The sequence below is a fragment of the Ensifer sp. ENS10 genome (genome assembly GCF_014852025.1).
Taxonomy (GTDB): domain Bacteria; phylum Pseudomonadota; class Alphaproteobacteria; order Rhizobiales; family Rhizobiaceae; genus Ensifer.
The window spans coordinates 41,839-67,973 of record NZ_JACVAS010000005.1; the positions used below are offsets into that span (position 1 = coordinate 41,839).

Genomic DNA, 26,135 nt, shown 5'->3' on the forward strand with positions numbered 1-26,135 from the left:
GGCTGTCTTGCTGCTGCGCCGCCATTGTTGGCGATCAAGAATGCCCGGCAAGGCCCGCTGGCCCGATCACTTCACCTCGCGCGAACGAGGCGTTGAACATTCATCAAAGGCTCTCCATGACACAGTATCCGGACATTCTCCTTCACATCGATGGCAGCTGGCGCGCCGCACGCTCCGGTAAGACCATTCCGGTCGTCGATCCCGCAACTGAAGAGACGATCGGTCAGGTGGCTTGGGCCGAGATTGCAGACCTCGATGAGGCACTCGCCGCTGCAAAGAAGGGCTTCGACGTATGGAGCAAGACCTCCGCCTCCGACCGTGCCAAGGTCATGCGGACGGCGGCAGCCCTGCTTCGCGAAAGGGCGAGCGACATCGCCTGGCTGATGACCCGCGAACAGGGCAAGCCCCTCGCCCAGTCGAAGGGCGAGATCCTGGCTGCGGCCGATATCATCGAATGGTTCGCCGAGGAAGGAAAGCGCGCCTATGGCCAGATCATTCCGCCGCGTTCGCCCGATGTCACCCAGATGACGGTCAAGCTGCCGGTCGGTCCGGTGGCCGCGTTCACACCGTGGAACTTCCCGATCAACCAGGTGGTGCGCAAGCTCTCCGCGGCGCTCGCGACCGGCTGCTCGATCATCGTCAAGGCGCCGGAGGAAACACCGGCTTCGCCAGCCGAACTGATCCGCTGCTTCGTCGACGCCGGGCTTCCCGCCGGCGTCGTCAACATCGTCTACGGCGTGCCAGCGGTGATCTCGGAATATCTGATCGCCCATCCGATCATCCGCAAGATGTCCTTCACCGGCTCGACGCCGGTCGGCAAGATGCTCGCATCCCTCGCCGGTCAGCACATGAAGCGCGCGGCGATGGAGCTTGGCGGCCATGCACCTGTTATCGTCACGGATGACGCCGATATCGAGCAGGCCGTCGCGGTCATGTCCGGCAGCAAGTATCGTAATGCCGGCCAGGTCTGCGTGTCGCCGACGCGCTTCCTGGTGCAAGAACGGGTCGCCGACCAGTTCCTCGACGGCTTCGTCGCCGCGTCGAAAAAGATCAAGGTCGGCAACGGTCTCGAAGCCGGTGTCGATATGGGACCCCTCGCCAACGAGCGACGCATCCCGGCAATCGAGAGCCTTGTGGCCGATGCGGTGGAGCACGGTGGGCGCCTGGCAACCGGCGGTAATCGCATCGGCAACCGCGGCTACTTCTTCGAACCGACGGTTCTCGCCGATGTACCCGTGACGGCGCGGATCATGAATGACGAGCCGTTCGGCCCGGTTTCAATCATCAACCGCTTCGCCGATCTGGATGAGGCGATCCACGAGGCCAACCGCCTGCCCTTCGGCCTTGCAGCCTACGCCTTCACCGGGTCGGAGAGAAGCGCCCATCGCCTTGCAAGCGAGGTCGAAAGCGGCATGATCTCGATCAACCATCTCGGCCTGGCGCTGCCGGAAGTGCCCTTCGGCGGCACCAAGGATTCCGGCTACGGCACCGAAGGCGGTTCGGAGGCGATCCAGGCCTATCTGGAAACGCGCTTCGTCACGCGCAAGAGCATCTGAGCCGACAGAGCGAGTGCGCCCGCCCTCGGCGACTGCCGCGACCCCCCTGGGCGCCATCCAACTTCTTCTCATCCAGTGACGAGCGCTTCCTGCAGATCGCCGGTCGATCTAGCCAACCGGTTTGTGAGGGGAAGTGGCAACAGGCGATTGGATAGACGGATTATTTCGGAGTCCAGCTCGTCAGCGCACTAAAGAAAGCTTCCGTCTCCGCATAGGGGGTGTCGTCGCCCGGCGGGAAATAGCTGAGCTTGACCATTACAGTCTGCGTGTCAGGGTCTACGTAGACGTACTGCCCCTGCAAACCGACAGCTTTGTAGGCCTCCGATCCCTCGCGCGTCCAGAACTGAAAGCCGTATCCGCCCTCGGGGCCTGCCTCGGAACCTACCGGTGTGCGCGCCGCTTTTATCCAATCCGAGGTGACAACCTGGCGCCCATTAACCGTCCCTTCGTTCATCAGCATTTGTCCGAACCGGGCCCAGTCGCGCAATGTCGCGTTGAAACCGGCCCCGCTGAATTCTCTGCCAACTCCAGGCTTTCCGTCCATGATGTAGAAGCCGTCCGCCTCTGCGCCCAAAGGCTCCCACAGCTTTTCGGTCGTATAGGCCGCAACTGTTCCGCGAGTGACACGTTCGATCACCCAGCCGAGAATTGCAGTGTCGATGGTTTTATAGGCGAAGACCTCGCCCGGTTTGGCGGCAGTGCCAATGTCGAGTCCAGCATCGGCAAACCGCGCGATGTTTTTGACCAGGGCGTTGATATGATTGCTTGCGGCAATGCCCGGATTTGCAAAGTCGTAGCGCTCCTCGTAATCGACGCCCGAACGCATTTCCAAAATCTGTCGAAGGGTCACATCACGATATCCGCCACTTTTCAGTTCTGGCAGGTATTTTACGACGGGATCGTCGATGGACTCGATGTATCCATCGGCAACTGCGGCTCCGACTAGCATGGCAGTGATGGATTTCGTCATGGACCAACCCATGAAACGGGTACTCGCATCGCTGTTATTGCGATAGATTTCGGTGACGATGTTGCCGTTTTTCATCACCAGGAATGCGTTTGTATAACTGCGTTCCAGAAACTCCTCGGCGATGAAGGTCTTCCCGTTGAATTCATATGAAAAATCTAACTTACGATCCTCCCGCGGGAGGACCCATGCAGCGCCGGAGTGAGGCACGGTGCGAATGGTGAAAAGTTCGTCCATATTGCGGAAAGCAAACGCGTTGACGTCGCCGTCATTCATATGCCAGCGCATTATCTGCGTCGCGATCGGAACGTCTGAACGCTTACCTTTCGCAATCTCGTCAGGCAGTCGCTGCTGTGCCCCGGCCGTCGTGATGTATAGCATGACGACCGTCATGGCGGCGCCCAGACTGATCATTTTCTTCATTTTTCCTCCCATTTGTCTGTTGCGTCGAACGTGAACACATGTTCGCTCGACTGTTCCTTCGAAATCGCAGACGCTTGCCAATTGCACCGTCCATGGAATTGCGTTCGACCAGCTGAAACGCGGCGATGATAAATCCGCTCTCCAAAATTGCGGATGGTCGTAACCTGTGCAGCGATTTCGGTGCCCCTGACGGCATATGAACCGACGCGACAGGGGAACGAACTGAATAGCTGCCAGTGTTGCAGGCATGACAACAATGCGGGAAAGGCGGGCGCGCCAGGCGCCCACCTTTTCACGAGGTTGACGTCGCGCGCCTGCGGCGGGTCAAAAGCCAGGTCGCAATGCCGCCGAGAACTGCAATGGGCAAGATGCCCGTCAGCACCTCGGAGGCGCTCTGACCCGCGGCAACGAGTGCTCCTGCAAGCAGCGGTCCTGCCACCGATCCGAAGCGCCCCACCGCGACGGCAAGGCCGACGCCCTGACCGCGCACCTCTGCCGGATAGCATTGCGGTGCAATGCCGTAGAGCACTGCTTGCACCGAGATGATCGCGGCGCCAAGTATCGCCCCAACCACGAGCGTCACGAAGATATTCGCCGGTGCCACGGCCAAAAGCGCAAGCGCAACAACCAGTCCGCCAAAGGAACCGGCTACCCAAAAGGATCGGTTTCGAGCATCGAGCGCCACGCCCCCTAGAAGGCTGCCAGCCGCCCCAGCCAGATTAAAGCCAAGTTGGACCATCCCCGCTTCCGCCCGCCCGAAGCCGCGCGAGACCATAAGCGCCGGAAGCCAATTGAGCAGGAGATAAAGCACCAGTAGCGAAAAGAAGAAACCAGCCCAAAGCAATAGAGTCGGCACGAGGTTGCCGCTTCCAAGAACTGGTCCAAGCCCTCCCATATCGCGCCCTTTGGGCGCCATGCGCATGTCGGGTAGGGTCATGACGAGAGGCACGATCATCATGGGAAGGAGACCGCCGATCACAAACAGCACTCGCCAACCATCGCCCAGCCCGGCGATCGAGATCAGGCTGACCGCGGCACCGCCCAAAGGAATGCCCGCATACATCAGGGCGACGGCGCGGCCACGCCGCTCCGCTCCTGCCGATTCCGATGCGATGGCCACGAGATTTGGAAGGGCTCCGCCCAGCCCCACACCAGTCATGAACCGCATCACCAGAAGGCTTTCGTATTTACCCGCCAACGCCGTTCCGATGGAAAACAATCCGAAGATGGCAAGCGAGATGGCAAGTCCCGCTCGCCGTCCGTGCCTGTCGGAAAGCCATCCGCCTGCCAATGCGCCGAAGATCAGCCCGAAAGTTGCAGACGAGAAAAACATCCCCATCTGGGCAGGCGAAAGACCGAGCGCCGGACCGAGGCGCGGCGCCGCGATGCCTGCGACCTGGATGTCGAAACCTTCGACAAGGGCTGCGGCGAAGCATATGAGTATGGCCCGGCTATTGCCGGCGCCTGATGTCCCGATTCCCATCGATCCTCCAAAATCAAAATGGTAAATGGAAGGCGCGTGTCTCCTCCTGCGACTTCCGTTCGAGGAAGATGTCGTCAGGGGATGCATTATGTCAAGAAAAAACGCTATGTATAATAGCGATATAAAATAGCAATCTTGCTGTTGTCGCGCAGCGGTGGGTCACCGTTCCGCAAGGGAATCGGGAACGGTCTGAAAGAGGCGGCTATAAATCTTGCCACTCGCACGTTCGCCCACGTCGCTATCCAGCCCGTCAAATGCAGGCCTGGATGTACATGTTGCTCGTTTGACGGGGTCACGATTTCGACCGCATGCACGGAATGGTCAGATATGCGCCGGGTCGGAATCGGCGGCAGAACTCTCGGCACCCTGCCGGACAGAGTGGGCAGGGCACAGAGCGTCGCCAGCAGTCGGGCGTTTCGTTCACGCCGTGAGGAATTCGTCGCGCAGGATGTGCTTCATGACCTTGCCAGAGGCGGTGCGCGGCAAGGCATCGACGGTTACGAAGGTTTTCGGGATCTTGTAGCGGGCGAGGAAGGTTTCGCAATACTGGGCCAGTTCGTTCTCCGAAATCGCCTTACCAGGCACGAGCACCACGAAGGCACGGCCAACTTCGCCCCAGCGCGAGTCGGGCACGCCGATAACAGCGACCTCGCGTATGGCTGGATGGGCGGCGACCACGGATTCGACCTCAACCGGATAGACGTTCTCGCCACCTGAGATGAACATGTCCTTTCGTCGGTCTACGATAGTGATGTAGCCATCAGTATCTGCGCGGCCGACATCGCCCGTTCGCAACCAACCATCAGCGCCGAGCGCGCTATCCTCCCGGTTCCAGTAACCCCTAATCACGTTCGGTCCGTGCACCAGTACCTCGCCCTCGGTTCCGAGGGGCACCTCCCGCCCCTCTTCGTCCACTAACCGTACGCGAGTAAGAGGGCCGGGCAGGCCGACCGCGCCGGCCTTTTCGCGCACGATCCTGGCCGAGAGAGGCATTCCCAGAATCGTGCCGCATTCGGTCATGCCGTAGCCATCGACCATTGACACGCCGCGGTCCAACCACCAGTGGATATGAGCAGCGGGATTCGGCGCGCCGCCGGTGAACAGGGCTTTCAGCGCCCATCGATCCGGTGCAAAATTCCGTGCATGGCGTAGCCCCTCGGCCATTTGAGGGACACAGAAGTAATGTGTGACACGCAATGCCGGATCGGCCAACCGCGTATTGGTCAGTTCGGGATCGAATCCGGGTGAGATCACGCATGTCCCGCCGCGCAGGAGCGCGGGCCAGATCTGTGTTACCAAGCCGATGACGTGGAAAATCGGCGTGTCGCAAAGGAAGACGCTGTTGCTGTCCACTTCGCCTAGCACGCCGAAATTGACAGCAGTGGCCAGGAGGCAGCTCGCGCTCAGCATCGCGCCCTTGGGGGTGCCGGAGGTGCCGGAAGTATAGAGGATCGTGCAGGTTTCGGACTGCGAACGAGGCGTGCAACGGGGACCCGGCACGGCCCGTTCAACAGCTTCAGCAAAGCCCGTCAGGTCACGATACAATTGTCTCGGGGCGCAATCGGCCAAAAGGATTTCGATCTCGGGTTCGGAAAGCCTCCAGTTCAGCGGAACGAAAATACCGCCCATGCGGATTAACGCTTGCTGCATCACTACCTGCCAGCCCGAGTTACGAGCTAATACAGCCACGCGGTCGCCTTCCGTCACACCCTTGGCCCGCAGTACCGCTACGGCGCGCTCAATGTCAGCATCCAACGCGGCGTAGGTCCATTTCTTGCCCGTAGCGAGGTCGAGACACGCAAGAGCATCGGGCCGGAGACGCGCGTGAAGCGCCACCGGGTCGGGGGTTGTAAAGTCCAGCATCACATCTCCTCCCTGAGATCGTCAGCCTGCCTTGCGTGACGTGTCGTAAGCGCCGAGGCCGGGCTTGTAGCTTTTCTCGTCAATGAACTGACGGATACCCTCCCTTCGCCCCTCGGCATCGTAGGAGTTCGCGGCCTCCTGCGCGCGGACGAGGTAGTCCTCGGCGTCGTCGTAGCTCATCGGGCCGACGCGGCGGACGGCGTCCTTGGTGGCCTTCAGCGCGACGGGGTTCTTTTCCAGAAGCACCCTTGCCACCTCCGTTACGCGGGCCTTCAACTCTTTCAAGGGAAGGCTCTCGTTCACAAGGCCCCAGTCGGCAGCGGTCTTCCCGTCGATCGGCTCGCCGGTCATTGAATGATACATCGCCTTGCGGAAAGGCAGCAGCTCTACCGCAACTTTCGTCGCCCCGCCGCCGGGCAAAATGCCCCAGTTGATCTCGGAAAGGCCGAACTTCGCCTCGTCGGCCGCAAAGGCCAGGTCGCAGGCGAAGAGCGGTCCGTAACCGCCGCCGAAGCACCAGCCATTGACCATGGCGATGGTCGGCTTCTGGTACCAGCGCAGCCGCCGCCACCACCCATAGCTTTCGCGCTGCGCTTTCCGGGTGCCGGCAAGACCCTCGGCTTCGGTCTCGCGGAAGTATTCCTTCAGGTCCATGCCCGCGGTCCAGGCGGAACCTTCGCCGGTCAGCACCAGCACGCCCACGTCGTCGCGGAATTCCAAGTCGTCCAGCGCCTCCATCATCGCACGGTTCAGCGTGGGCGACATGGCGTTGCGCTTGTCGGGGCGGTTGAAGCGCAGCCAGGCGATTCCGTCCGCGATATCCCAAGTCACAGTATCAATGTCGTTTGCCATGTGTTCGTCCTTTCAAATCGGGAAATGTCCGGGCTGAGTCTCGATCGTGATCCAGCGCAGCTCGGTGAATTCTGCTATGCCGACGCGGCCACCGAAGCGACCGTAGCCCGACGCACCGGTGCCACCGAAAGGCATTTGGGCCTCGTCATGCACAGTGGGTCCGTTGACGTGGCAAATGCCAGACCGTATCTGCCGCGCCACCGCTATCCCGCGCGAGATGTCGCGGGTAAATACCGCCGCCGACAGCCCGTACTCGCTGTCGTTGGCAAGCCGTACGGCGTCTTCTTCATCCTTTGCGCGCAGTATGGCGACTACGGGACCGAAGCTCTCCTCGGCATAGATCCGCATCTCCGAGGTGACGCGGTCCACGACCTGCGCGGGCATTAGAACGCCCTCAGTCGTGCCGGCGCTGGTCACGGTGGCTCCTTTTGATTGCGCGTCCTCGATCAACGACTGGACCTTCGTCACCGTATGCGCGTCCACGACCGCACCCAGAGGGGCCTTGCCCTGTGCCGGATCGCCCGCCTTCAACTGCGCGGCGCGGGCGGTGAATTTCTGCACGAAAGCATCGGCAACTTCGCCCACGACGATGATGCGTTCGGTGGACATGCAGATCTGACCTTGATTGAAGAACGCTCCGAAGATTGCCGCCTTGACCGCCTCGTCGATATCGGCGTCCTTCAGCACCAGAAACGGAGCCTTGCCCCCCAGCTCCAGCAGGCAGGGCTTCAGCTGTCTCCCAGCGCGTTCCGCGATGATCCGGCCCACCTTGGTTGACCCAGTGAAATTGATGCGTCGGATTGCCGGGTGGTCGATCAGCGCTCCGACAATCTCGGCCGCATCCTCGGGGGCGTTGGTCACGAGGCTGACAAGTCCCGGCGGAAGGCCGCCTTCCTCCAGCGCCTCAACGATCAGGGCGTGCGTGCGAGGGCAGATTTCGGACGCCTTGAACACTACGGCATTACCGCAGGCGAGTGGCGTGGCAAGCGCGCGCACCCCAAGGATAACAGGCGCGTTCCAGGGCGCGATGCCGAGACATACGCCCGCAGGTTCGCGGATGCCCATCGAAAGGCAGCCCGGTTTATCCGAAGGGATAACCTCGCCCGATACCTGCGTGGTCAATGCCGCAGCCTCGCGCAGCATTGACGACGCGAGCATCACATTGAACCGCGCCCAGCCTTCGGTTGCGCCTATCTCGGAAGCCATTGCAGTGACGAAGGCGTCACCCTTTGTCGCGATCGCGTCGGCGGCCTTAAGCAGCACCGACCGACGGGCATTAGGACCAAGGGCGGCCCAGGCAGGAAACGCACCAGCCGCTGCCTCCACGGCCGCACAAGCGTCTTCGACGCTGGCGGCGGCAGCCTCGCTAGCAAGTGCGCCCGTCACCGGGTTATATCTGCAAAACGTGCGGCTCGCTGCCCGCTCCGCCCCCGCGATGCGAAGATTGACAATGCTCACGACAGTCCTCCAAAAATGCTGCCCAGATCGTTGGGCATATCGCTCGAACGGAAATTAGCGCGAATATTGCTATCTTGCATAGCGGTTTTTTTAGAAAGGTGTCCGACGGCAAATGAATGACAATGAAAAGAGCGCCTTGCTCAGCTTGGTGGGCTATCACCTCCGTCGCGCATCTGTCTTTGACCTTAACGGAGCAGTGGAAGCACTGGCCCAGGTGGATGCCCGCCCAATCAGCCTGAGTGTGCTGTTGTGCATGGTCGAAAAGCCTGGCCTGACCTCGGCCGAGATTTGCCGCATCCTCGGCATGCAACGCGCCAACATCGTACAGTTCCTCACAGATCTGGAGGCGAAGGGGCTGTTCACCCGCGAGGCGGAGGCGTCCGACCAGCGCGTCCAACGGTTATTTCCGACGCAGGCCGGCAGGGAAGCAGCTGCCGATTGGCTGCATCGCCTGAACGAGCACGAGGACCGGATGCTGGAACGGCTAGACGCGCAAGAACGTGCCGAACTTCGACGCTTGCTGAGCAAGGTCTGGATGGATGCGCCCGGGCGCTAGCCGCTTAGCCACGTCCCAGGTTTTCACCGCCCAATTATTCCCGACAATTTGCCCCGGAGCGACCACAAGCAAGGCGATTCGCGTATTGACGCTTGAAAAGTTCGACGCTGTCCGACACCGGCACATCCAGCGCCGAACACATTGCGGCGCGCGACCTCATCAAAGCCGACGAGATCCTGCGGCTGTCGGCGAAAAAAATGATCCTGCTGCGGCAAGGGCACTCGCCGGCCGTCGTCTCCAAGATCCGCTATTTCGAAGACAAGGAGTTTGCCGGTTTGTTCGCGCCGGCGCCATAGCGATCCTCGCCGCACTTGCGTTCCGGCGCACACGCTATAGATGCTCCGGAAGTGGCGTTGATGTCGTCGGTTTGTGATGCCACTCACGTATCTGGACGACAACTTTTTGCTTGGCTTGGACTGCGATGGCGCAAAAACCAGCGACGACGAAATTTCTACAGAAGGGCTCGCGCCTGGTCCTGGCGCGGGAACGAGAGGTCGCCAAGACCGAGGCCATTAACGCTCCCCTACCCGGCCAATTGCCATTCTTCCGGCCAAGGTTGGCGATCCGATCCGACCTTTGCGCTCGGACTTTGGAACGAGATCCGCCCTCTCCTGAAACCGGAGATCAGCGTGACGGCTCTGCGCAAGGTCTTGGCAACCTACGTGCACTCGCGGACCTTTCAGATCGCGGTGGCGCGACCGGATTCCTTCCGCCATGACATCAATGGCGAACCGGTCAAACCTGTCTCGAATGCAGACCGTTTGGATGCACTAAAGAAGTACGAGGGCTTCAAGGGACGCGATGGATCCGGCAAACCAGAGGCGGCATCTCCCGCCCCGCTGTCAAAGACCGAGGCGATCCGCATCTCGTCGGTCTCTTTCCGCTCAATCGCATTGGCATAGAGCAATACCGTTGTGACGCAATGGCCTGACCGGCGTGCCACCGGCGCCCCATGGCTGCATCCACGGCCGCGTGTCGGCCTCCAACCGCTCGACGATGCGCGCGGTGGTGCGCTCATAGATTTCACTAACGCTAGTGGTCTCGGTTGCTTTTGCCTTGCCCATGTCCTTTCCCTTTCCCTTTCCTTGATCCCGCGAAGCGGGAGCCCTTCGCTCCTGCTTCCCGAGCTCGTGCGGAACAGCGGGGGATTGGGGTGCAAGCGGCGGGGAACCGGCTGCACGGAGCGGAACGTCAATGGAGTGAAGGAAGCTGGGCGGCAGGCGCTTGAAGGGGCGAAGGGGGCAGAGCCCCCCGGTCCCTCCCGTTAAAGGAAAGTGGCGGCTCAAACCGCGCTGGCCAAGTGAACTTCGCCAACCAGGCGATAGTTGCCGAGTCCGAAAACCGCAGTGCGCGTGCATGCGCGATTGCCGCAAAGGGCGACGCTGGATAAGCTCCAGCGGCAAAACGCAGACCACTCAGCTGACGAGGATAACTATGGCAAACGGTACCGTTAAGTTTTTCAACCAGGACAAGGGTTTTGGCTTCATCACGCCTGACAACGGTGGAGCGGACGTCTTTGTCCATGTGTCGGCGGTGGAAGACGCAAGCCCTCTGCGCGACGGTCAAAAGGTCAGCTATGAGCTTGGCCAGGACCGCAAGACCGGAAAATCGAAGGCCGAAAACGTCAGGTCAGCCTGAACGTCGCATCCTACGCCTCGGGAATTCGCTTCATTGCATTCGCTCACCTGCCCGGCCGCGCCAGCGACCGGGCAATGTCGATGATGTCGTCACGTGACGCGGTCGGGTCTTCCTTGTTCCAGGCGACACCAAGCCCGATCTTGAGATCGACGCCGCGCACCGGCCTGAGCTCGAAGTTGCGATTGGGCAGATCCTTCGTCCATTCCGGCGCAAAGCCGATGCCGAGGCCCGCGGAGACCAGCGATACCAGCGAGAAGGTGTCATCGCAGCTATAGGCGATGTTGCCGGTCAGACCATGGGTCTCGAACATCTCTGCGAAATACCTCTCGCTATAGGAGAGGTTCTGGCGGGAGAAGGCGATGATCTTTTCGGAGCGAAGATCCTCGATGTCGATCTCGCTTCGAAGCGCGAGGACGCTCGTCTTTTCGACCGCCAGCAGATAGCGCTCATGGGCGATCGAGAAGAAGCGCAAGGATCCGATGTTCTCGACCGGACGGATAAAGCCGAGATTGATCTGACCGTTCTCTAGTCCACGAACGATGTCGCTGGTCGAACCACTCGTCACATGCAGCGCCACATCCGGAAACTTCCGGCCGATGCGGGCGAGAAACGTCGGCAGCACGCCGGTCGTTGCCGGATAGACAGTTCCGATCTTCATCGTACGTGCCGCCTTGCCGGCAACCGAGCGGGCGACCTCGGCCGACAGCCCGACATCGCCAATGATCCGGACCGCCCGATCGTAGAACACCTCCCCTGCCCGCGTCAGTTCAACCCGCCGTGTCGACCGCTCCAGCAGCCGAACACCGAGCTCCTTCTCCAGCGCCTGGATGTGGGAGCTCAACGCCGGCTGAGCGATGCACATCCGCGCCGCCGCCCGATTGAAATGCAGCTCCTCGGCCACCGCAACGAAGTAGGAGAGTTGGCGTAGTTCCATGGACGTCGCCTTATCGAGTGACGGAACGTCGACAAAAGGTTGCAAGCGTTCCGGCATGTTTAAGCGTAGAATAAGGGACCTACAGTCCGTCGATTGTCAAGCCGCCAATATCGCATTGTGGGCTATGGACATCAGGCAAACCATTGGATGGAATCTGCGCAGGTTGCGTGTCGCCAAGGGCTTGTCGCAAGAGAGGCTTGCTCTAGAGGCAAGCATTGATCGTTCATATGTCGGGCGTATTGAACGCGGTTTGGAGAACGTGACCGTCTCTGCTTTGGAAGCTCTGGCGAATGTCCTTGAGGTCAAGGTTTCCGATCTATTCGCTGAGGTGGACCCTAACTCGTCGCGTCCCCCGGCTATGCGCTCAGGTCGCAAACCGAAGCACTGATTGCAACCTTGACAGCTCCGCAAGCACAGCACACTTGCCATTGGCGTTCGTTAGCGCGAATTTAATCCAAGTCGAGCGAACGGGGCACTTAGTCTCCGGGTCATGGTTCCGGTCGATATATTATGCGATCCTTTGCGCACGTAACAACTCCCTGCCGAGAGTCACCGTATGGCTCGCGAAGGTGCCCGAGATCTTTTGTTAGTAGACCGTGAAATATACCGCAGAGTCATGTACAATCTTTGGCGGAGAATTCATGTTGGGGGGTAAGACATGGAGCGCAGGTTATCTGCAATCCTGGCCGCCGACGTGGTCGGATATTCCGCACTCATGGAGCAAGACGAAGCGGCGACCTTTGAGCGCCTTCGAACGCGACGTACTGAGCTCTTTGAGCCAGAGATTGCGAGGCATCATGGGCGGGTCTTCAAACTCATGGGCGATGGCCTACTCGCGGAGTTTGGTAGCGTTGTCGACGCTGTCGAGTGTGCAGTGTCTCTCCAGCGCGGAATGGCAGAGCGAAATGCTGCCGTCGCCGAGGAGGAGAGGTTTGAAGTCCGGATCGGCATTAATATCGGAGAAGTAATCGTTGACGGCGAGGACCGGTACGGCGAAGGCGTGAACGTCGCGGCCAGGCTGGAGCAACTCGCGCTTGCCGGCGGAATCTGTGTTTCAGGCAAAGTGGCGAAGGAGGTCGAGAAAAAGCTCGCGTTTGGCTTCGACTCCGCGGGGCGGCAGAAGGTTAAGAACATCGAAGAGCCCATCGACGTCTATCACGTGCGCCTCGACGCCCCACCACGCCGACGCATTTTATACAAGCGCAGGCTCGGCCGGCGACAGTGGGCACTTGGAGTTCCGGCAGCCATCGGGGCGGCCGTGGTGGCCATATGGGTGGTTTTGTATAATCCGCTATCGATGTCCTCTCGTGGTGGATCCTCCACAATCCCGTCTGTTGCCGTACTCCCCTTCAAAGATCTGAGCGCCGACAAGAGTCTAGGGTACTTGGGAGAAGGCCTGGCGAACGACGTCATCGCCATCCTTTCGCGCTTTTCTGACATTGCGGTCATATCGCGAACCTCGTCCTTTGCTTACCAAGGCAAGGAAGGCGATATCCGCCAGATCGGCAAAGAGCTGGGCGTTGGCTATGTCGTCGAGGGCAGCGTGCGCAAGGAAGGCAATAGGGTTCGCATTGTTGCCCAATTGGTCAACGCCAACACGGGGGACCATGTCTGGGCAGATCGCTTCGACAAGGCCGGAACCGACCCGTGGGCGCTTCAGGACGAGTTAACCGGAAAGATCGTGGGGGCGATGACGGGTGAATTCGGAGCCATTCGCAAAGCTGATTACAGTCAGGCTTGGGGCAAGGACAGTACCAACCTCGCTGAATACGACTACTATCTGCGCGCGGAAAGCCAATTGAACCTTTATACGAAGGAAGGGATCGAGCGATCAGGTGAGATCTGTCGACAGGGGCTGCAGGCGTTCCCCGGCTCCCCCTTACTGACTGTGGAGCTAGGATGGTCTCACTGGTTAAAAGTTGCGCTGCTCTACAGTCCGGACCCGCAGGCTGACCTTCAAGAGGCAGGGCGATTGGTCAACCAGGTCCTCGCAGACAAAAACCTTAGCCCGCAGGTAACGAGACTGGCAAACTGGCTCAACGCTTGGCTCCTGACGCTCAAACGGGATCACGATGGAGCTGTTGCCGCAATGAATAGGGCCCTCGCGGCGGCACCCTATAACGCCTTCACCCTAACCGACGCCGCAAGCATCTTCCTACAAGCCGGTCAAACCGAAAAAGCGCTGGAGCTGACCGACGCTGCGGCCGCGCGGGACCCTGGCTTGTCTTGGTTCTTTAACTATGTGCGAGGTTTCATTTACATCGTGCTGGGCAAAAACGAAGAAGCCGTAGAAGCGCTGAAGGCTACGGAATTTGCCGACGCTCCGTTGCAACTGGCCATCGCTTATATGCGTCTTGGGCGCGACGCAGACGCCAGAGCTGCCGTCGCGAAGATGCTCAAGTCGGCGCCGACTGCGACGATCGAGTCCTGGCGGCAGACCTGGAACTTCCGCGATCCTTCCATTCTCGATGAGGCCGCGGCTGACCTTGCGCGCGCCGGCCTTCCGAGTGGCTCTCCGCAATAGCCCAGATGCACGTCCGGTGATTGCTCGTCCCACCGCCTTGCAGGGAATCGAACCGGCGCGCCGCAGCTGTTGCTCGTTCTGCAGCTCGGGAACTGGCAAACTCGCCTATTATCGCGATAAGGAATTCGCGAGCCTGCTCGATCCAGGGTGAGCTTCGAGCAGAAGACTCCTCTGCCACTTCAAGTAATGACGGCGTAGACGCATTCGAACCAGCGACCCTCCCATCTATCCCCGAACAAGGCGAGGGCTCAGGTGGCGCCCGCTGCTCGAGCCAGCCCGGTCATTGTATCCCGACCGATCGTCTCGACGGGACGAAGAAGATGTCCCGTCCGCTCGACAAGCCAACCAAGCCGTTCGTCGGTGATCTCGAAGTGCTTGCGCGCGTTCACATAGGCTTTGTCGATGCTGTACCCAAGCGGCATAACGATGCTGGTCGCGACGCCACCTCTCAAGGAGCCGTCGGTCATAGTCCTCCGCTATGCCGCGCAGGAAATCAGTGCCGCTTAAAAGCGGCGGCAATTTACGAGGCGGCCGTCGCCGCGCTGAAAAAAACTTCGGCGAAAGCATGGAAACCCGCTGGCCGGGCGGCGCAGACCGGTCGAGTTAAGGTGGCGCGCCCGTCCACTTGTCATCGAGCCCATGTCGAAATAGCCTCCATCCTGGGAGCGAGCATCGAGTGGATACCAATGTCGTCATTGTCGGCGCCGGGCCGGCTGGCCTCGCGGTCGGCGCCTGCCTAAGACGGGCGGGGCTCGATTTCTTAATCCTTGAAAAGGCGCATGAGATCGCGCCTGCCTGGCGGCGCCATTACCGGCGGCTGCACCTGCATACGGTGAAGGCGTCCTCCTCGCTGCCGCAATGCCATTCCCGAAAGACTATCCGCGCTACCTGCCGCGCGAAAAGCTGGTCGCCTATCTCGACGACTATGCCGAGCGTTTCGAGCTCCGACCGCGCTTCGGCGAAAAAGTCAACTCCATCCGCCGCGAGGACGGCGGCTACCTGGTCGAGACCGAAAGGGACACCTTCTCCGCGCGCCACGTTGTGATCGCGAGCGGCAGCAATGCTGAGCCCTTCGTTCCCAGCCTGCCCGAGATCGAGGCTTTCAAGGGCAGGCGGCTGCACAGCGCTGATTACACCGAGGCCGCGCCCTTCGCCGGCCAGTCGGTTCTGGTTGTCGGCATGGGTAACACCGGCGCCGAGATTGCGCTCGACCTTGCCGAGTACGGCGCCCGCCCGACGCTGTCGGTACGAAACGGCATCCACATCGTGCCGCGCCAGCTGTTCGGCGTGCCGATCCAGATCATCGCCATCGCAACCCAACCGCTGCCGCAAGCGGTGAACGACAGGTTGTTCCCCATCATCCTCGACCTCGCGCTGGGTAAGCTCGAAAAATACGGCATCGCCAGGCCGAAGCAGGGCATTTTTGAGCAGGTCAACGCCGGGCGCATCCCGGTCATCGATGTCGGCACGGTGAGAGCGATCAAATCCGGCGACATCAAGGTGGCACCAGACATCAAGCGTTTCACCGAGCGCGGTGCCATTTTCGTTTCCGGCAGGCACGCGGAGTTCGACAGCGTCATCCTCGCCACCGGCTTCCGGCCGGGTTTCGAGAAGTTCCTGCCGGCGGCATTGCGGCCCGGCAAGAGCGGCGTCACTCGCCAAGCCGCCGAGCTCGGCCTTTATCTCGTCGGTTTCCACAATCCGGTCACCGGCCTGCTCAGGGAGATCAGTAGGGAGGCGGCCGCAGTGACCGCTGATATCGAGCGGCGGAGCAGCACAAAGTGAATGCGTCAAAGTGTCTGCAATGGTTGTTTCGTCCGCGCGCGCCCCGAACTTGAGTGTGTTTTCGTCTGTGCTAGGTCGGGATTCCAAATTGTTGTCGTGACCGCCCTTGATTCTGAAAGCATAGAGGTCGCTACCCGGTCCGCCGATCAGCGTGTCATCGCCGCCGACCTGCAACGGGCGGTCCTCGTGATGGGAAAGTCCAAGGCTAGGCGCTCCGCAGGACCGGTGACCAGTTCCGGTCGATACATTATGCGATCTGGTCGCGTCCGGAAGGCGCCTGACGAGAACACGTTGGAGGACGCTTGGCAGACTGGATTTTCGCGGGGCTTTTACCAAGGCGCTCGAATTCGGCTTCGCCTCCATATCCAATCGTTACGAATTTCGGCATCGGACACACTCCTACCGTTGCGCTTCTGAGTTTGCCGGGGCTTTCCGCGAGAACGCTTCCCAGAACCGACTTCCATCCTCCGAGTGGGAAGGCTTGAGTTCTGGTTCTTCGGTTCCATTTGATTGCCGACAGGCTCAACATCATGAAGGAGGTGGTCGAATGACGCGGAACATCATGGCACTGGCTTTCACGGCCGTAATCGGAATGTGTAGTGCAGGCGTGGCGCATGCCGAGCAGTTGGCAGCCAGATCGAGCGCCAGCATACAGAATGATCTCAACTATCTGATGTACACGCCCGACGACTATGCTTCGTCCAGCAACGCGTATCCGCTTGTTGTGTGGCTACACGGCGGCGATCAGGGCGGGACCGATATCGAGAAAGTCAAATCGAGTGGCATTCCGAAACTGATTGAGGATGGAAAGACATTCCCCTTCCTAGTGTTTTCGCCTCAGAATCCGAGTGAAGAACTGCTTTATCCGATCGAGAAAGTGGAGGCGGCACTCGATGAGGTTATCTCGAAGTATCGCGTAGATCGCACGCGTGTCTATGTCGTGGGGTTCAGCCGCGGGGGGTTCGGTACTTGGGCCATGGCAGAACAGTTTCCCGAAACATTCGCCGCTGTCGTTCCGATCGCTGGTGGCGGTAATCGCCACTACCTTAGCAGGACAAATGAAAAGGCAGCTTTCTGGGTGTTCCACGGCACGAACGATGAAGTCATCCCTTTGTCGGATTCGGTCGTGCTGTACGAGCGCCTCGTGGGTCTGAAGCGTAATGCTCGTTTGAGTGTTCTGGAGGGCGTGGACCACTCGGGCGTCGAACGGGCCGCCTTAAATGATCCCGAGCTTTGGGATTGGCTTCTGAAACAGCGCCTTGAGGTCGCGCCTAAGTAACCTTTCAATCCTCTACGCGTACCGCGGAATGCGAACGGCGTCTGCTTAGCGTCCTCATGGTCGGTCGTAGAGGTCGTCATCGCGCGCGCCCGAAAGCGGACATAGCTCCGCGGCGGCGTCATGTCTCCTACGCGCCAATAGTGGTCGCCGAGGCAAGTCCTACAATCCTACAGCCGAGACAATCTGCCAAAAGATGTGTTTGGTATGTTTCACGCGTAGTGGTTGGCGTTCGCGTCGAGCTTGACACGGGCCACGTACAGGGCAATTTCATGCCTAACATAATGGCACCTCAATCTGGCCTGCTCTCCAGATTACTCAAGCTTTTGGTATAGGGACAAATGCGGCCCAAACCGGGCGGTGAACCAATTTGCACCGAAACGCTGCAGCGCATACTTTGAGAGCATCAGGACAGCACAATGAGACACGGAATCACAAAATTTTCATTCCAGCAGGTTGATGTCTTTTCCTCCAAAGTTTTGCTAGGCAATGCGCTGGCGGTTGTCATTGGAGCAGATTCTTTAACCGCATCTGAGATGGCTGCTTTCGCGCGCTGGACGAACCTTAGCGAAACGACTTTCCTTCTACAGCCGAACTCGGCAGATGCCGACTACCGCGTTCGCATCTTTACACCTGTTGCTGAGTTGCCCTTCGCGGGCCACCCCACTTTGGGGAGCTGCCACACATGGCTGTCTTCTGGTGGAAAGCCAAAGAGTAGCGAGATTGTCCAGGAGTGCGAGGTGGGACTAGTCCACATTCGGCGCAACAATGGACGACTTTCCTTCGAAGCCCCCGAACTGCGCCGATCAGGCCCGGTGGAACTCGACACACTGAAGCTAGTACTCGAAGGCTTGCGGTTGACATCCGATGACATCGTCGACGCCAACTGGGTGGACAATGGCCCTGGCTGGCTCGCTGTCCAACTGCGCTCCAGGGCTGACGTCCTCGCGCTTCGTCCGGATTTCGCCATCCTGTCCGGATTACGGGTCGGTGTCGTTGCCCCCTGGGATCCAACAAAGGATGGGCGGGAAGCGGATTTCGAGGTGCGTGCCTTTACCGCGGCCGGTTTTGAAGACCCGGTAACCGGCAGCTTAAATGCAGGCATTGCTCAATGGTTGATTGGTAACGGCATCGCTTCCTCATCATACATTGCCAGCCAAGGTACCGTCCTTGGACGGGAAGGACGTGTTCATGTGGAGTTGGTCGAAGATCAGATTTGGGTCGGTGGCGACGTTACAACTTGCATCGAGGGCGTCGCAGCCTTTTAAAGTGCTGGTTATAAGACTAGCTGGCCGCCACGATCGCATCGCTATCGATGATTTCCGCAAAGTCGGATTTGAGATGGGCTATCGTTACATCGAAAATCGCACGCGCGGATAGCTGCTCGTCCGGCATATCAAAGCCCATGACGGCATCACGGACGACGATCATCCTAAAGCCGAGGTCCGATCCAACTCGAACTGTGGTATTGATGCAAAAACCTGCAACTGCGCCCGTCACGACGAGGGTGCCGATGCCATTGTCGCGGAGATATTTTTCCATCCCGGTGGAAGCAAATGGCGAAGAAGTCGTCTTGACGAAAATCGGTTCGTCGTCGAGCGCTTCTGCGCAGGGCATCACCTGTTGAGCGGGTGAACCAAGGTGCATCGGGGATGCTGGATCAGGGTCGATGTGGCGAACGTGGATCACCCTTTGTCCAGCCCTGCGGAATTCAGCAGCTAAGGCGGCGATCTTGGCCGGAGCATCACCGTGGACGTGATCGCGCCCTGCATCGAGACGATGCTGCATCAGCATCTGCATGTCGATAATTACAAGCGCTTGTTCCAATTTCCAATCCTCTCAGGCCCCGTGAGGCGACGAAAGGGGCCTACCATGGGCCAATCATGTCCGCAAAGGGCCGCTGCTCGGTCGTTCAGATCACTCGACGACCGGAAGCCGGCAGCACGGATATCTCCTATCCCTCGCTTTGAAGGGATTCGAACCGCGGCCAATGCGCCCGGAGGCTCAATGTCGCGTCGTCGTCCGTATCGCGGCAGATCGGGGATCGCTTGGGCATGGCGCTGCTTCAACGCGAGGGTCATCGCCTCAAACTGACGGCCGCCGGCGAAATCCTTCACCGGCAGTCCGTCGCGTCGCATCACCTCTCGAAGCGGCGGTGTCCGAGCTCGACATTCTCAGGGGCTTGAAGACGGGGACCGTCGAGAGCGTCGGGCTCTCCTTCCTGCCTTCGCTGATCGTGGAGTTCTCGCGGCGCCACCCGACGCTGCATCTCGATGTCGAGGTCACCTGGTCTTCCGATGTAATCCAGCGCCTGATCGACGAGACCGCCGATGTCGGCTCCGGCTTCCTCACGACATTGGCGCGCGACATCCATCGGGATAGGATTGCCTCCTATTGCCCTCGTAGCGCGAATAAACGGTTGCCCGCCGCTCGGGCGATGCATAAGCTCCCATCGCGGCGCGCCGCGTTCTACCGATGACGGTCGGATGCCGCTGCAAGCCGCCTCCCCAAATTTCCCAAGGGCCAAGAACAACAATCATGACTGTCGCCATTCCCACCATGACGCGTCCCAAGACGCATCTCGCTGTGCTGGTCATTCTGGGTCTCACCCATCTCCTCAATGACCTGATGCAGTCACTGATTCCGGCGGCCTATCCGATCCTGAAGGACGCCTATGCGCTGGATTTCGTGCAGATCGGCTTGATCACCATGACCTTCCAGATCGCCGGGTCGCTGCTGCAACCGGTAATCGGCATGGTGACGGACAAACATCCCGCGCCCTATTCACCGGTCGTGGGGATGATGTTTACACTCTCTGGCCTGGTTAGCCTTGCCTTCGCCCATAGCTACGCGGTGATTCTGGTTTCAGTTGCGCTGATCGGCATTGGATCGTCCATCTTTCACCCGGAAGCGACGCGCATGGCGCGCTATGCCGCCGGCGGGCGCCAGGGGTTGGCGCAGGGACTGTTTCAGGTCGGCGGTCAGGCGGGCGGCGCGCTCGGCCCGGTCTTCGCTGCGCTGATCATCGTTCCCTGGGGACAGCCGAGCCTCGCCTGGTTTGCCGTTCTCGCATTGATGGCCATGGCACTTCTTGTATGGATCGGTAGCAAGCAGCGGGAGATCGGCGCCGCATTCATGGCGTTGCGGGCAGACGGCAAGAAGGCGGGCGGCGCCGTTCGTCACGCGCCAGCGACGATCGGGGTAGCCCTGGGGGTCCTGACGCTGCTGATGTTTACTAAGAACGCCTATGGCGAGAGCTTCCGCTCATTCTACACCTTCTATCTCATGGAGAAGTTCGGCCTCTCGATCCCCTCCGCACAGATGATGCTGTTCATCTTCCTACTGGCTTCGGCCGCGGGCGCGCTGATCGGCGGCATCGTCGGTGATCGCATCGGGCGTTATCGTATCATCTGGATTTCGGTTCTGGGGCCGCTTCCGCTGACGCTGATCCTGCCACACGTCGACCTCCTCTGGACCGGCGTGCTGACGGTGATGATCAACCTGATCATGGCGAGCGCCTTCGCCTCCATCCTGATCTACGCAATCGAGTTGCTGCCGCACCGGATAGGACTCATTGGTGGGCTGTTCTACGGTCTGAATTTCGGCCTTGGCGGTATAGCCGCAGCGCTTCTCGGAATATTGGCCGACAGCTATGGTGTCGGAACGGTTTACTACGTCTGCTCCTTCCTCCCGCTTGCGGGGCTTCTCGCGTGGTTCCTTCCGAGGATTGAAGAGGGCCACGCTTGAAGACATCGGTCCTATGGCCGGATGCCCCGTGGTAATAAGGTCCAGTCGATACATTATGCGATCTTCAAAGTCCAAAACATCAACATAGGCAGAATTCCGCCCTTACATGGGCAACCCTTGCCACTTGGCTTCGAGCAAATACACCTCGTTGCCAAGCAGGAAGCTATTTAATCGCGAGACTGTGCCTCTAATATTTTCAACAACATAGCACGCCACATTATTTGAGATTAAGCAGTTAATTTGAGATTTTGGCTCGTGAGCTGGCACCTAATTTGAGATTTTCCACAATGGCAGCAGCGTCATATCTTCGGAGATGACCCCCGCTAAACCCGCATGTTTACAGATGCTTAAACCCTCAAATGTCCAATGATGCGTGGGCATGCGATCTCAAATTAACCGCCAAAAGCTGCCGCAACGAACGCAATCTAACGGTTCACTGCCAAACGACATCTACGCCAAGGCCCTGCCGATGGAGGAATTCAGGCCTTCTATCGAAGGGCTCCGCTCGAAATGCGTCCTGACGCAGGACCAGAGCGGTTCGGGGACGTTTTTCATATTCGAGAAAGGCACGGACGCCCTTTCGTAACCGACCATCCTTTCCTGCCTGCCGTGAATCTGCCGTAGCGGCGAATTCTGTAAGAAGATGCAGCGCCTTGCGGAGTTTACGTTATGGTGGCAGGGCGTCCTGTACCGGGATATCGCAACGGCCATGAAGAAGGTAAGGCAGATGAGAAAAATTGCGCTGATTTCGTTGACACTCGCATTCCCGATGGTCGCGCATGCCGAAATCGTCACCCCCAAAGTTTTAGTGATCACCATGTTCGGGGAAGAAACCAAGCCCTGGCTGGAAAACCTGCAATTGCCCAAGCGCATCGCGGTGACAGGGCTGCCGAAAAGCGCTCCCGACGTCGTCTGCAACGACGATCTCTGCGTCATGACGACCACGATGGGATTTGCAAATGCGGCCGCGTCCACAGCAGCGGTCGCGCTTTCGGACAAATTAGATCTGTCGAAGACCTATTTCATCATCGCAGGAATAGCCGGAATCGACCCTTCGAAGGGCACGCTCGGCTCGGCTGCCTGGGCCGATTATGTCATCGATGGCGGCCTTTTCCATCGCATGGCCACGTCCGAGGCGCCGGCAGAATGGAAGTCGACCGTCGTCGAGCTTGGTGCAGGCGTGCCTGGAGAAAAGCAGGCCTGGGGCGCCGGAACCGAGGTGTTTGAAATGAACAAACCACTGCTCGAGGCGGCGCTTGCGGCGAGCCGGAATGTCACGCTGGCCGACGGCGAGACCGCGACCGCCTATCGCGCACTCTATTCGCAGCCGGCCGCCAAGGCCAAGCCGGGCGTAACGAGCTGCACGACCATTTCGGCCGATACCTATTGGCATGGCGCGGGCGTTGCTACGGAACTCGCCGCGCACGCAAAGGTCCTCACCGATGGAAAGGCGGATTACTGCACGAGCCAGATGGAGGACAACGCCACCCTGACCGCTCTCAGCCGCGCCGCGGATGGCGGGCGACTGGATTTCGGCCGGATCGCCGTATTGCGCACGGCATCCAACTTCGACCGTCCGCATGACGGCCAGAGCACGGCGGAGTCGTTGGCGGCGAAGTCCGGCGGCTTCGGCCCGGCAACCCAGAACGCCTTCCTCGTCGGCAATGCGCTCGCCGAAGACATCATCGCCCATTGGAGCCGCTATGAAGCAGGGCTGAAAAACTGACCGGAAGTTGGCGCGGTCGCAAATGTCCGCGTCTGGGTCTGTGAATCGGCGTTAAGTTTCGGCGCCTGTTGGCAGAATAGCCTAGCCGACTGCTATAGAGAGGATGCACGCAAGCTCCCTTCATCAGCCGGCGTCCCGCATCGAGTACTCTTGAGGAGGACGCGCCATGGAAATTCCGGGCGACGACGAACAATCTGGAGGCGAACGGGCCGCGCAGATCCGCAAATTGCCGTTCAGCGTGCCCTCGACGTCTCACAACCATGCCTCCAACTTTGCTGACACATCGGTCGCGGATGGACCCGATCCCCGCGATTGGCTGGCCGCAATAATCGACGGCTCCGACGATGCGATTGTCAGCAAGGATCTGCGAGGCATTATTCAGAGCTGGAATCCCGGCGCGACACGCTTGTTCGGCTATCGGGCCGAAGAGGTCATCGGAAAGTCGATCACCATCTTGATTCCGCAGGACCGACTGGATGAGGAGCCGGCGATCATCGCCGAAATCCAACGCGGCATGCGCGTCGAACACTTCGAGACACTGCGGCGACGCAAAGACGGATCATTGGTCGATATCTCGCTGACCATCTCGCCGATTCGGAATGCGGACGGCGTGATCGTCGGCGCCTCGAAGATCGCGAGAGACATTACTGAAAGACGCGTCGCCGAGGAGCAGCAGCAGCTCTTGATGGGCGAAATGCGGCATCGCGTGAAAAACCTCTTTGCGCTCGCTTCCGCGATCGTCTCGATCAGCGGCCGGTCGGCCAGCGATATCGACAGCCTCCTTGCGACGATCCAGGCGCGGCTATCGATGCTCTCCCGCGCCCATGAACTCACCATGTCGGATTGGCAAAACGGAACCGGAAACACCCAGACGATTTCGCTGCACGCACTGATCAGAACGATCCTCGAACCGTATGCGGCAGAAGAGAGGATAACGATCAGCGGTCAAGATCGTGTTGTGGGAGGCCAGGCGATGACGCATATAGCGTTGTTGCTGCACGAACTTGCGACCAATGCCGCAAAGTATGGGGCGCTCTCCGTGACAAACGGTCATATCGATTTGAGCATCCGGGAAGAGAATGACTGGACGCACCTTGTCTGGCGCGAAATGGGAGGGCCAAAGCCGGCGCGCGAACAGCACATGGGTTTCGGCAGCCGCCTGGAAAGGGGGTTGGCAAGCGCACTGAACGCGACGATCGACCGTGATTGGCGAGAGACGGGGCTTGTCGCGTCGATCGACGTCCCGACTGAGATGCTCGCCGCTCGCGGCTAGGTGTTCGGGGCCGATTTTGCAACTATGCCGTTGATCGCCCTGCCGACAATCCGCATCACGGGCTGGCTATCTCGTCGGCAGCCAAGAGCTGAACAAGAAGCCTCTTCCGCCCAAGGCCGAGATGGCCTGGTGGTATCAATTCTACTCGCCACTGAGCGCGGCCGGCTCGGCTACCAGGCCAATACGCGCGATTTCGTTCGTCTGATCTGGGAGACCGCCTCGCCGACCTGGCAATTCGACGACGCGATCTTCGCGCGCTCGGCCACGGCGTTCGAAAATCCGGACCATGTCGCTATCACCGTCCATAATTATCGCTGGCGGCTGGGGCTGGTCGAAGGCGAACCCGCTTCGACGCATTCGAGGAAATACTTGCCAAGAGCCCGTTGATCACGATCCCGACGATTACCCTCGAAGGTGACCAGAATGCCGCGCCGCATCCCGAGCCTGAAGCTTATGCTGGCATGTTTTCCGGCAAGTATCAGCATCGCAACATCACTGGTGGCATCGGCCACAACCTGCCGCAGGAAGCGCCGGAAGACTTCGCGCAGGCGATCATCGACGTCGACCGCCAGTGAAAGCGATGGCGTATTGATCAACCGCGCTGCCCGCAAGGCGCGCTGAAGGTTATGCCACAGCTGGTGCCGCCGACATCGAGACGGTGCGGTCGTTTGGCGCAGGTATCGTCGTGGATTTCCACAAGCAGTGCTCGGCGGATCATGGGCGCGAGTGGATGCCGTGATCGACCTGCAAGCATCGGATCTTCTGATGTCCGAACGAATGTCAGGGCGGCTGATCGAGGATCTAGATTCAAGGCTGAGTGTGCGATTCGAGCGGAACTTTGCTTATGTTGATCGGTTTTTGCAATGGAAAGCGCGAGCAACGATCCGCGGATGCGCTTCCTCGAAATGCGCCCTCTGTTGGAAAAGAAAGCCTGACGCCGATGCATCAGCGACAGGCTATATCGGGACGCGATACCCGGCGATGCGCTTGGGAGGAACGGCATCGCATAACTGTCGTATAATGCACAGTTGCCCAAAAATAAAGCAAAATCACACGTGCATAATCTGTCGGCAATCATCCAGGCCGACCGCGGCCAGCACGTCGTCACCTGCACCCGAACTGGCACCCAGAGCCGCGGCCCGTGGGGCAACGGTCTCGCCGTATCGCCATGGCCAGGCTTGGGGTTTAAAGGCCAACCCCGTTTGTCGCTCGCTGTTTTGGTCAGAGGGGGAAGTTGGCCGTTAATTCAACACCCACTCCGCTCGTGTCGGAAGACGCTGGCATGCGGTGCGTGCGCCTTGGTTCCACCCGATACATCATGCGTTCTTTTTGGCCCAGAGCGTGAACATGCTCGCAACAAGCCGTGCTCGGGGCTCGTGAAGAACGGCTCCCTTCGGGCCGAAACGACCTTCGAGCCACGGTTCATGTCGCCACGAGCCTCCGAGCATATCTCAGCAACGCGGTCAAAGGTTGTGGATATCAAGCGCCTTTGCCCTTGAGATGCTCGGTTGGTAGCGCCGTCGTGTACTTGATCTGGCTCAGTGCAAAGCTGGACCGGATATTGGCGACACCGGGAATGAGCGTCAGAAAATCGACTACCAGCGCCTGGAATTTTGCAAGATCCTCGACGACGACGCGCAACATGTAATCCGCCTCGCCGGTCATCAGATAGCACTCGACGATTTCCGGTTTGGTGCGGATCGCCGCGTTGAAGATGTCAAGGGACTGCCGATCCTGCTGCTTCAGCGAGACCTGAACGAAGACGTTGACCGCCAGGCCAAGCGAAGGCGCGTCGACCAGCGCCACCGTCCCCTTGATGACGCCGCTTTCCTTGAGATCATTGACGCGTCGCCAACAGGGCGAGGCCGATAGGCCGGTCGCTTCCGCCAACTCCGAAATGCTCCGTTCGGCGTTCTGTTGAAGGAGATCGAGGATGCGGATAGTGGCGGAATCCAGTGAAGGCTTCGACTGAGACATGATTGACCTAAGAATTCCACCCTTGAGGTTAGATCTTTCGCATCTCGCGAAAAATCCGTCAACTTAGGTCAGATTTGCCGATATTTCCGAGTTAGCC

Annotated in this window: 24 protein-coding genes and 3 pseudogenes; 17 read left to right on the forward strand and 10 right to left on the reverse strand. The window is 59.6% G+C overall.

Features of this window, described 5'->3' with window-relative positions; translation table 11 throughout:
• The first annotated feature begins 116 nt into the window (after window positions 1-116).
• Window positions 117-1,556, forward strand: coding sequence for an NAD-dependent succinate-semialdehyde dehydrogenase (locus tag IB265_RS18555; protein ID WP_192494974.1), 1,440 nt, complete (start codon window positions 117-119; stop codon window positions 1,554-1,556).
• A 160-nt stretch (window positions 1,557-1,716) separates the two neighbouring features.
• Here IB265_RS18555 and IB265_RS18560 read toward each other — a convergent pair whose 3' ends face one another.
• From IB265_RS18560 to IB265_RS18580, 5 genes are all read right to left on the reverse strand, one after another.
• Complete coding sequence (locus IB265_RS18560) at window positions 1,717-2,946, reverse strand: serine hydrolase (RefSeq protein ID WP_192494975.1); 1,230 nt, start codon at window positions 2,944-2,946, stop codon at window positions 1,717-1,719.
• A gap of 292 nt (window positions 2,947-3,238) precedes the next feature.
• Window positions 3,239-4,429 (reverse strand): 3-(3-hydroxy-phenyl)propionate transporter MhpT, encoded by a 1,191-nt coding sequence (gene mhpT, locus IB265_RS18565; protein ID WP_192494976.1) that lies wholly within the window; start codon window positions 4,427-4,429, stop codon window positions 3,239-3,241.
• Window positions 4,430-4,849: 420 nt separating this feature from the next.
• Window positions 4,850-6,292 (reverse strand): AMP-binding protein, encoded by a 1,443-nt coding sequence (locus IB265_RS18570; protein ID WP_192494977.1) that lies wholly within the window; start codon window positions 6,290-6,292, stop codon window positions 4,850-4,852.
• A 21-nt stretch (window positions 6,293-6,313) separates the two neighbouring features.
• A complete protein-coding gene (locus IB265_RS18575) occupies window positions 6,314-7,144 on the reverse strand; it encodes a p-hydroxycinnamoyl CoA hydratase/lyase (RefSeq protein ID WP_192494978.1) in 831 nt (276 codons plus the stop codon).
• Between the two features lie 12 nt (window positions 7,145-7,156).
• A complete protein-coding gene (locus tag IB265_RS18580; RefSeq protein WP_192494979.1) occupies window positions 7,157-8,602 on the reverse strand; it encodes an aldehyde dehydrogenase in 1,446 nt (481 codons plus the stop codon).
• 112 nt (window positions 8,603-8,714) lie between these two features.
• Here IB265_RS18580 and IB265_RS18585 point away from each other — a divergent pair, with 112 nt between their 5' ends.
• The 3 genes from IB265_RS18585 (at window position 8,715) to IB265_RS36780 (ending at window position 10,060) form a co-directional block, all read left to right on the forward strand.
• On the forward strand, window positions 8,715-9,158 hold the full coding sequence (locus IB265_RS18585) for a MarR family winged helix-turn-helix transcriptional regulator (RefSeq protein WP_192494980.1): 444 nt from the start codon (window positions 8,715-8,717) through the stop codon (window positions 9,156-9,158).
• Window positions 9,159-9,250: 92 nt separating this feature from the next.
• The gene (locus IB265_RS18590; RefSeq protein WP_192494981.1) at window positions 9,251-9,454 is read left to right on the forward strand and encodes a type IV secretory system conjugative DNA transfer family protein; all 204 of its coding nucleotides are present in this window, start codon (window positions 9,251-9,253) and stop codon (window positions 9,452-9,454) included.
• A gap of 333 nt (window positions 9,455-9,787) precedes the next feature.
• Window positions 9,788-10,060 (forward strand): hypothetical protein, encoded by a 273-nt coding sequence (locus IB265_RS36780; protein WP_309140384.1) that lies wholly within the window; start codon window positions 9,788-9,790, stop codon window positions 10,058-10,060.
• On the opposite strand, the gene IB265_RS18600 is transcribed toward IB265_RS36780, so the two are convergent.
• Window positions 10,043-10,222, reverse strand: a complete 180-nt coding sequence (locus IB265_RS18600; RefSeq protein WP_192494982.1) for an ArdC family protein — start codon at window positions 10,220-10,222, stop codon at window positions 10,043-10,045. The genes IB265_RS36780 and IB265_RS18600 overlap by 18 nt on opposite strands.
• 370 nt (window positions 10,223-10,592) lie before the next feature.
• Between IB265_RS18600 and IB265_RS18605 the strand changes: the two genes are divergently transcribed.
• Window positions 10,593-10,796, forward strand: a complete 204-nt coding sequence (locus tag IB265_RS18605; RefSeq protein WP_192494983.1) for a cold-shock protein — start codon at window positions 10,593-10,595, stop codon at window positions 10,794-10,796.
• Window positions 10,797-10,839: 43 nt separating this feature from the next.
• Here IB265_RS18605 and IB265_RS18610 read toward each other — a convergent pair whose 3' ends face one another.
• The gene (locus tag IB265_RS18610; protein WP_192494984.1) at window positions 10,840-11,730 is read right to left on the reverse strand and encodes a LysR family transcriptional regulator; all 891 of its coding nucleotides are present in this window, start codon (window positions 11,728-11,730) and stop codon (window positions 10,840-10,842) included.
• A gap of 124 nt (window positions 11,731-11,854) precedes the next feature.
• Here IB265_RS18610 and IB265_RS18615 point away from each other — a divergent pair, with 124 nt between their 5' ends.
• Both IB265_RS18615 and IB265_RS18620 read left to right on the forward strand, forming a co-directional pair.
• Window positions 11,855-12,118 carry a helix-turn-helix domain-containing protein gene (locus IB265_RS18615; protein ID WP_192495129.1) on the forward strand — a complete coding sequence of 88 codons (264 nt, stop codon included), beginning with the start codon at window positions 11,855-11,857 and terminating at the stop codon, window positions 12,116-12,118.
• Window positions 12,119-12,388: 270 nt separating this feature from the next.
• Window positions 12,389-14,254: an adenylate/guanylate cyclase domain-containing protein gene (locus IB265_RS18620; protein ID WP_192494985.1), complete on the forward strand. Its 1,866-nt coding sequence runs from the start codon at window positions 12,389-12,391 to the stop codon at window positions 14,252-14,254.
• Window positions 14,255-14,502: 248 nt separating this feature from the next.
• Here the strand turns inward: IB265_RS18620 and IB265_RS18625 are convergent, their stop codons facing one another.
• Window positions 14,503-14,721 (reverse strand): hypothetical protein, encoded by a 219-nt coding sequence (locus tag IB265_RS18625; RefSeq protein ID WP_375293073.1) that lies wholly within the window; start codon window positions 14,719-14,721, stop codon window positions 14,503-14,505.
• Window positions 14,722-14,930: 209 nt separating this feature from the next.
• On the opposite strand from IB265_RS18625, the pseudogene IB265_RS37580 reads away from it, so the two are divergent.
• The 4 genes and pseudogenes from IB265_RS37580 to IB265_RS18640 all read left to right on the forward strand — a co-directional run.
• Window positions 14,931-15,020, forward strand: a pseudogene (locus IB265_RS37580) (FAD-dependent monooxygenase); the annotation flags it as partial.
• A gap of 92 nt (window positions 15,021-15,112) precedes the next feature.
• Window positions 15,113-16,039: an NAD(P)/FAD-dependent oxidoreductase gene (locus IB265_RS18630; protein ID WP_256436656.1), complete on the forward strand. Its 927-nt coding sequence runs from the start codon at window positions 15,113-15,115 to the stop codon at window positions 16,037-16,039.
• Window positions 16,040-16,586: 547 nt separating this feature from the next.
• Entirely contained in the window at window positions 16,587-17,318 is a 732-nt protein-coding gene (locus IB265_RS18635) for a prolyl oligopeptidase family serine peptidase (RefSeq protein WP_192494986.1), read from the forward strand.
• A 416-nt stretch (window positions 17,319-17,734) separates the two neighbouring features.
• On the forward strand, window positions 17,735-18,583 hold the full coding sequence (locus IB265_RS18640; protein ID WP_192494987.1) for a PhzF family phenazine biosynthesis protein: 849 nt from the start codon (window positions 17,735-17,737) through the stop codon (window positions 18,581-18,583).
• A 16-nt stretch (window positions 18,584-18,599) separates the two neighbouring features.
• Here IB265_RS18640 and IB265_RS18645 read toward each other — a convergent pair whose 3' ends face one another.
• Window positions 18,600-19,142 (reverse strand): isochorismatase family protein, encoded by a 543-nt coding sequence (locus IB265_RS18645; RefSeq protein ID WP_192494988.1) that lies wholly within the window; start codon window positions 19,140-19,142, stop codon window positions 18,600-18,602.
• Window positions 19,143-19,315: 173 nt separating this feature from the next.
• Here IB265_RS18645 and IB265_RS37780 point away from each other — a divergent pair.
• The 6 genes and pseudogenes from IB265_RS37780 to IB265_RS18675 form a co-directional block, all read left to right on the forward strand.
• Window positions 19,316-19,501 (forward strand): annotated as a pseudogene (locus IB265_RS37780) (hypothetical protein); the annotation flags it as partial.
• Window positions 19,471-19,794: a LysR substrate-binding domain-containing protein gene (locus tag IB265_RS18655; protein ID WP_192494989.1), complete on the forward strand. Its 324-nt coding sequence runs from the start codon at window positions 19,471-19,473 to the stop codon at window positions 19,792-19,794. The pseudogene IB265_RS37780 and the gene IB265_RS18655, both read left to right, overlap by 31 nt.
• A 59-nt stretch (window positions 19,795-19,853) precedes the next feature.
• Window positions 19,854-21,062 (forward strand): MFS transporter, encoded by a 1,209-nt coding sequence (locus IB265_RS18660; RefSeq protein ID WP_110881238.1) that lies wholly within the window; start codon window positions 19,854-19,856, stop codon window positions 21,060-21,062.
• A gap of 727 nt (window positions 21,063-21,789) precedes the next feature.
• Window positions 21,790-22,788, forward strand: coding sequence for a purine nucleoside permease (locus IB265_RS18665; protein WP_246805989.1), 999 nt, complete (start codon window positions 21,790-21,792; stop codon window positions 22,786-22,788).
• Window positions 22,789-22,954: 166 nt separating this feature from the next.
• The gene (locus IB265_RS18670) at window positions 22,955-24,061 is read left to right on the forward strand and encodes a PAS domain S-box protein (protein WP_192494991.1); all 1,107 of its coding nucleotides are present in this window, start codon (window positions 22,955-22,957) and stop codon (window positions 24,059-24,061) included.
• Window positions 24,062-24,116: 55 nt separating this feature from the next.
• Window positions 24,117-24,636: pseudogene (locus tag IB265_RS18675) on the forward strand (alpha/beta hydrolase); the annotation flags it as partial.
• 904 nt (window positions 24,637-25,540) lie between these two features.
• Here the strand turns inward: IB265_RS18675 and IB265_RS18680 are convergent.
• A complete protein-coding gene (locus tag IB265_RS18680; protein ID WP_057248303.1) occupies window positions 25,541-26,038 on the reverse strand; it encodes an Lrp/AsnC family transcriptional regulator in 498 nt (165 codons plus the stop codon).
• Window positions 26,039-26,135 lie beyond the last annotated feature (97 nt).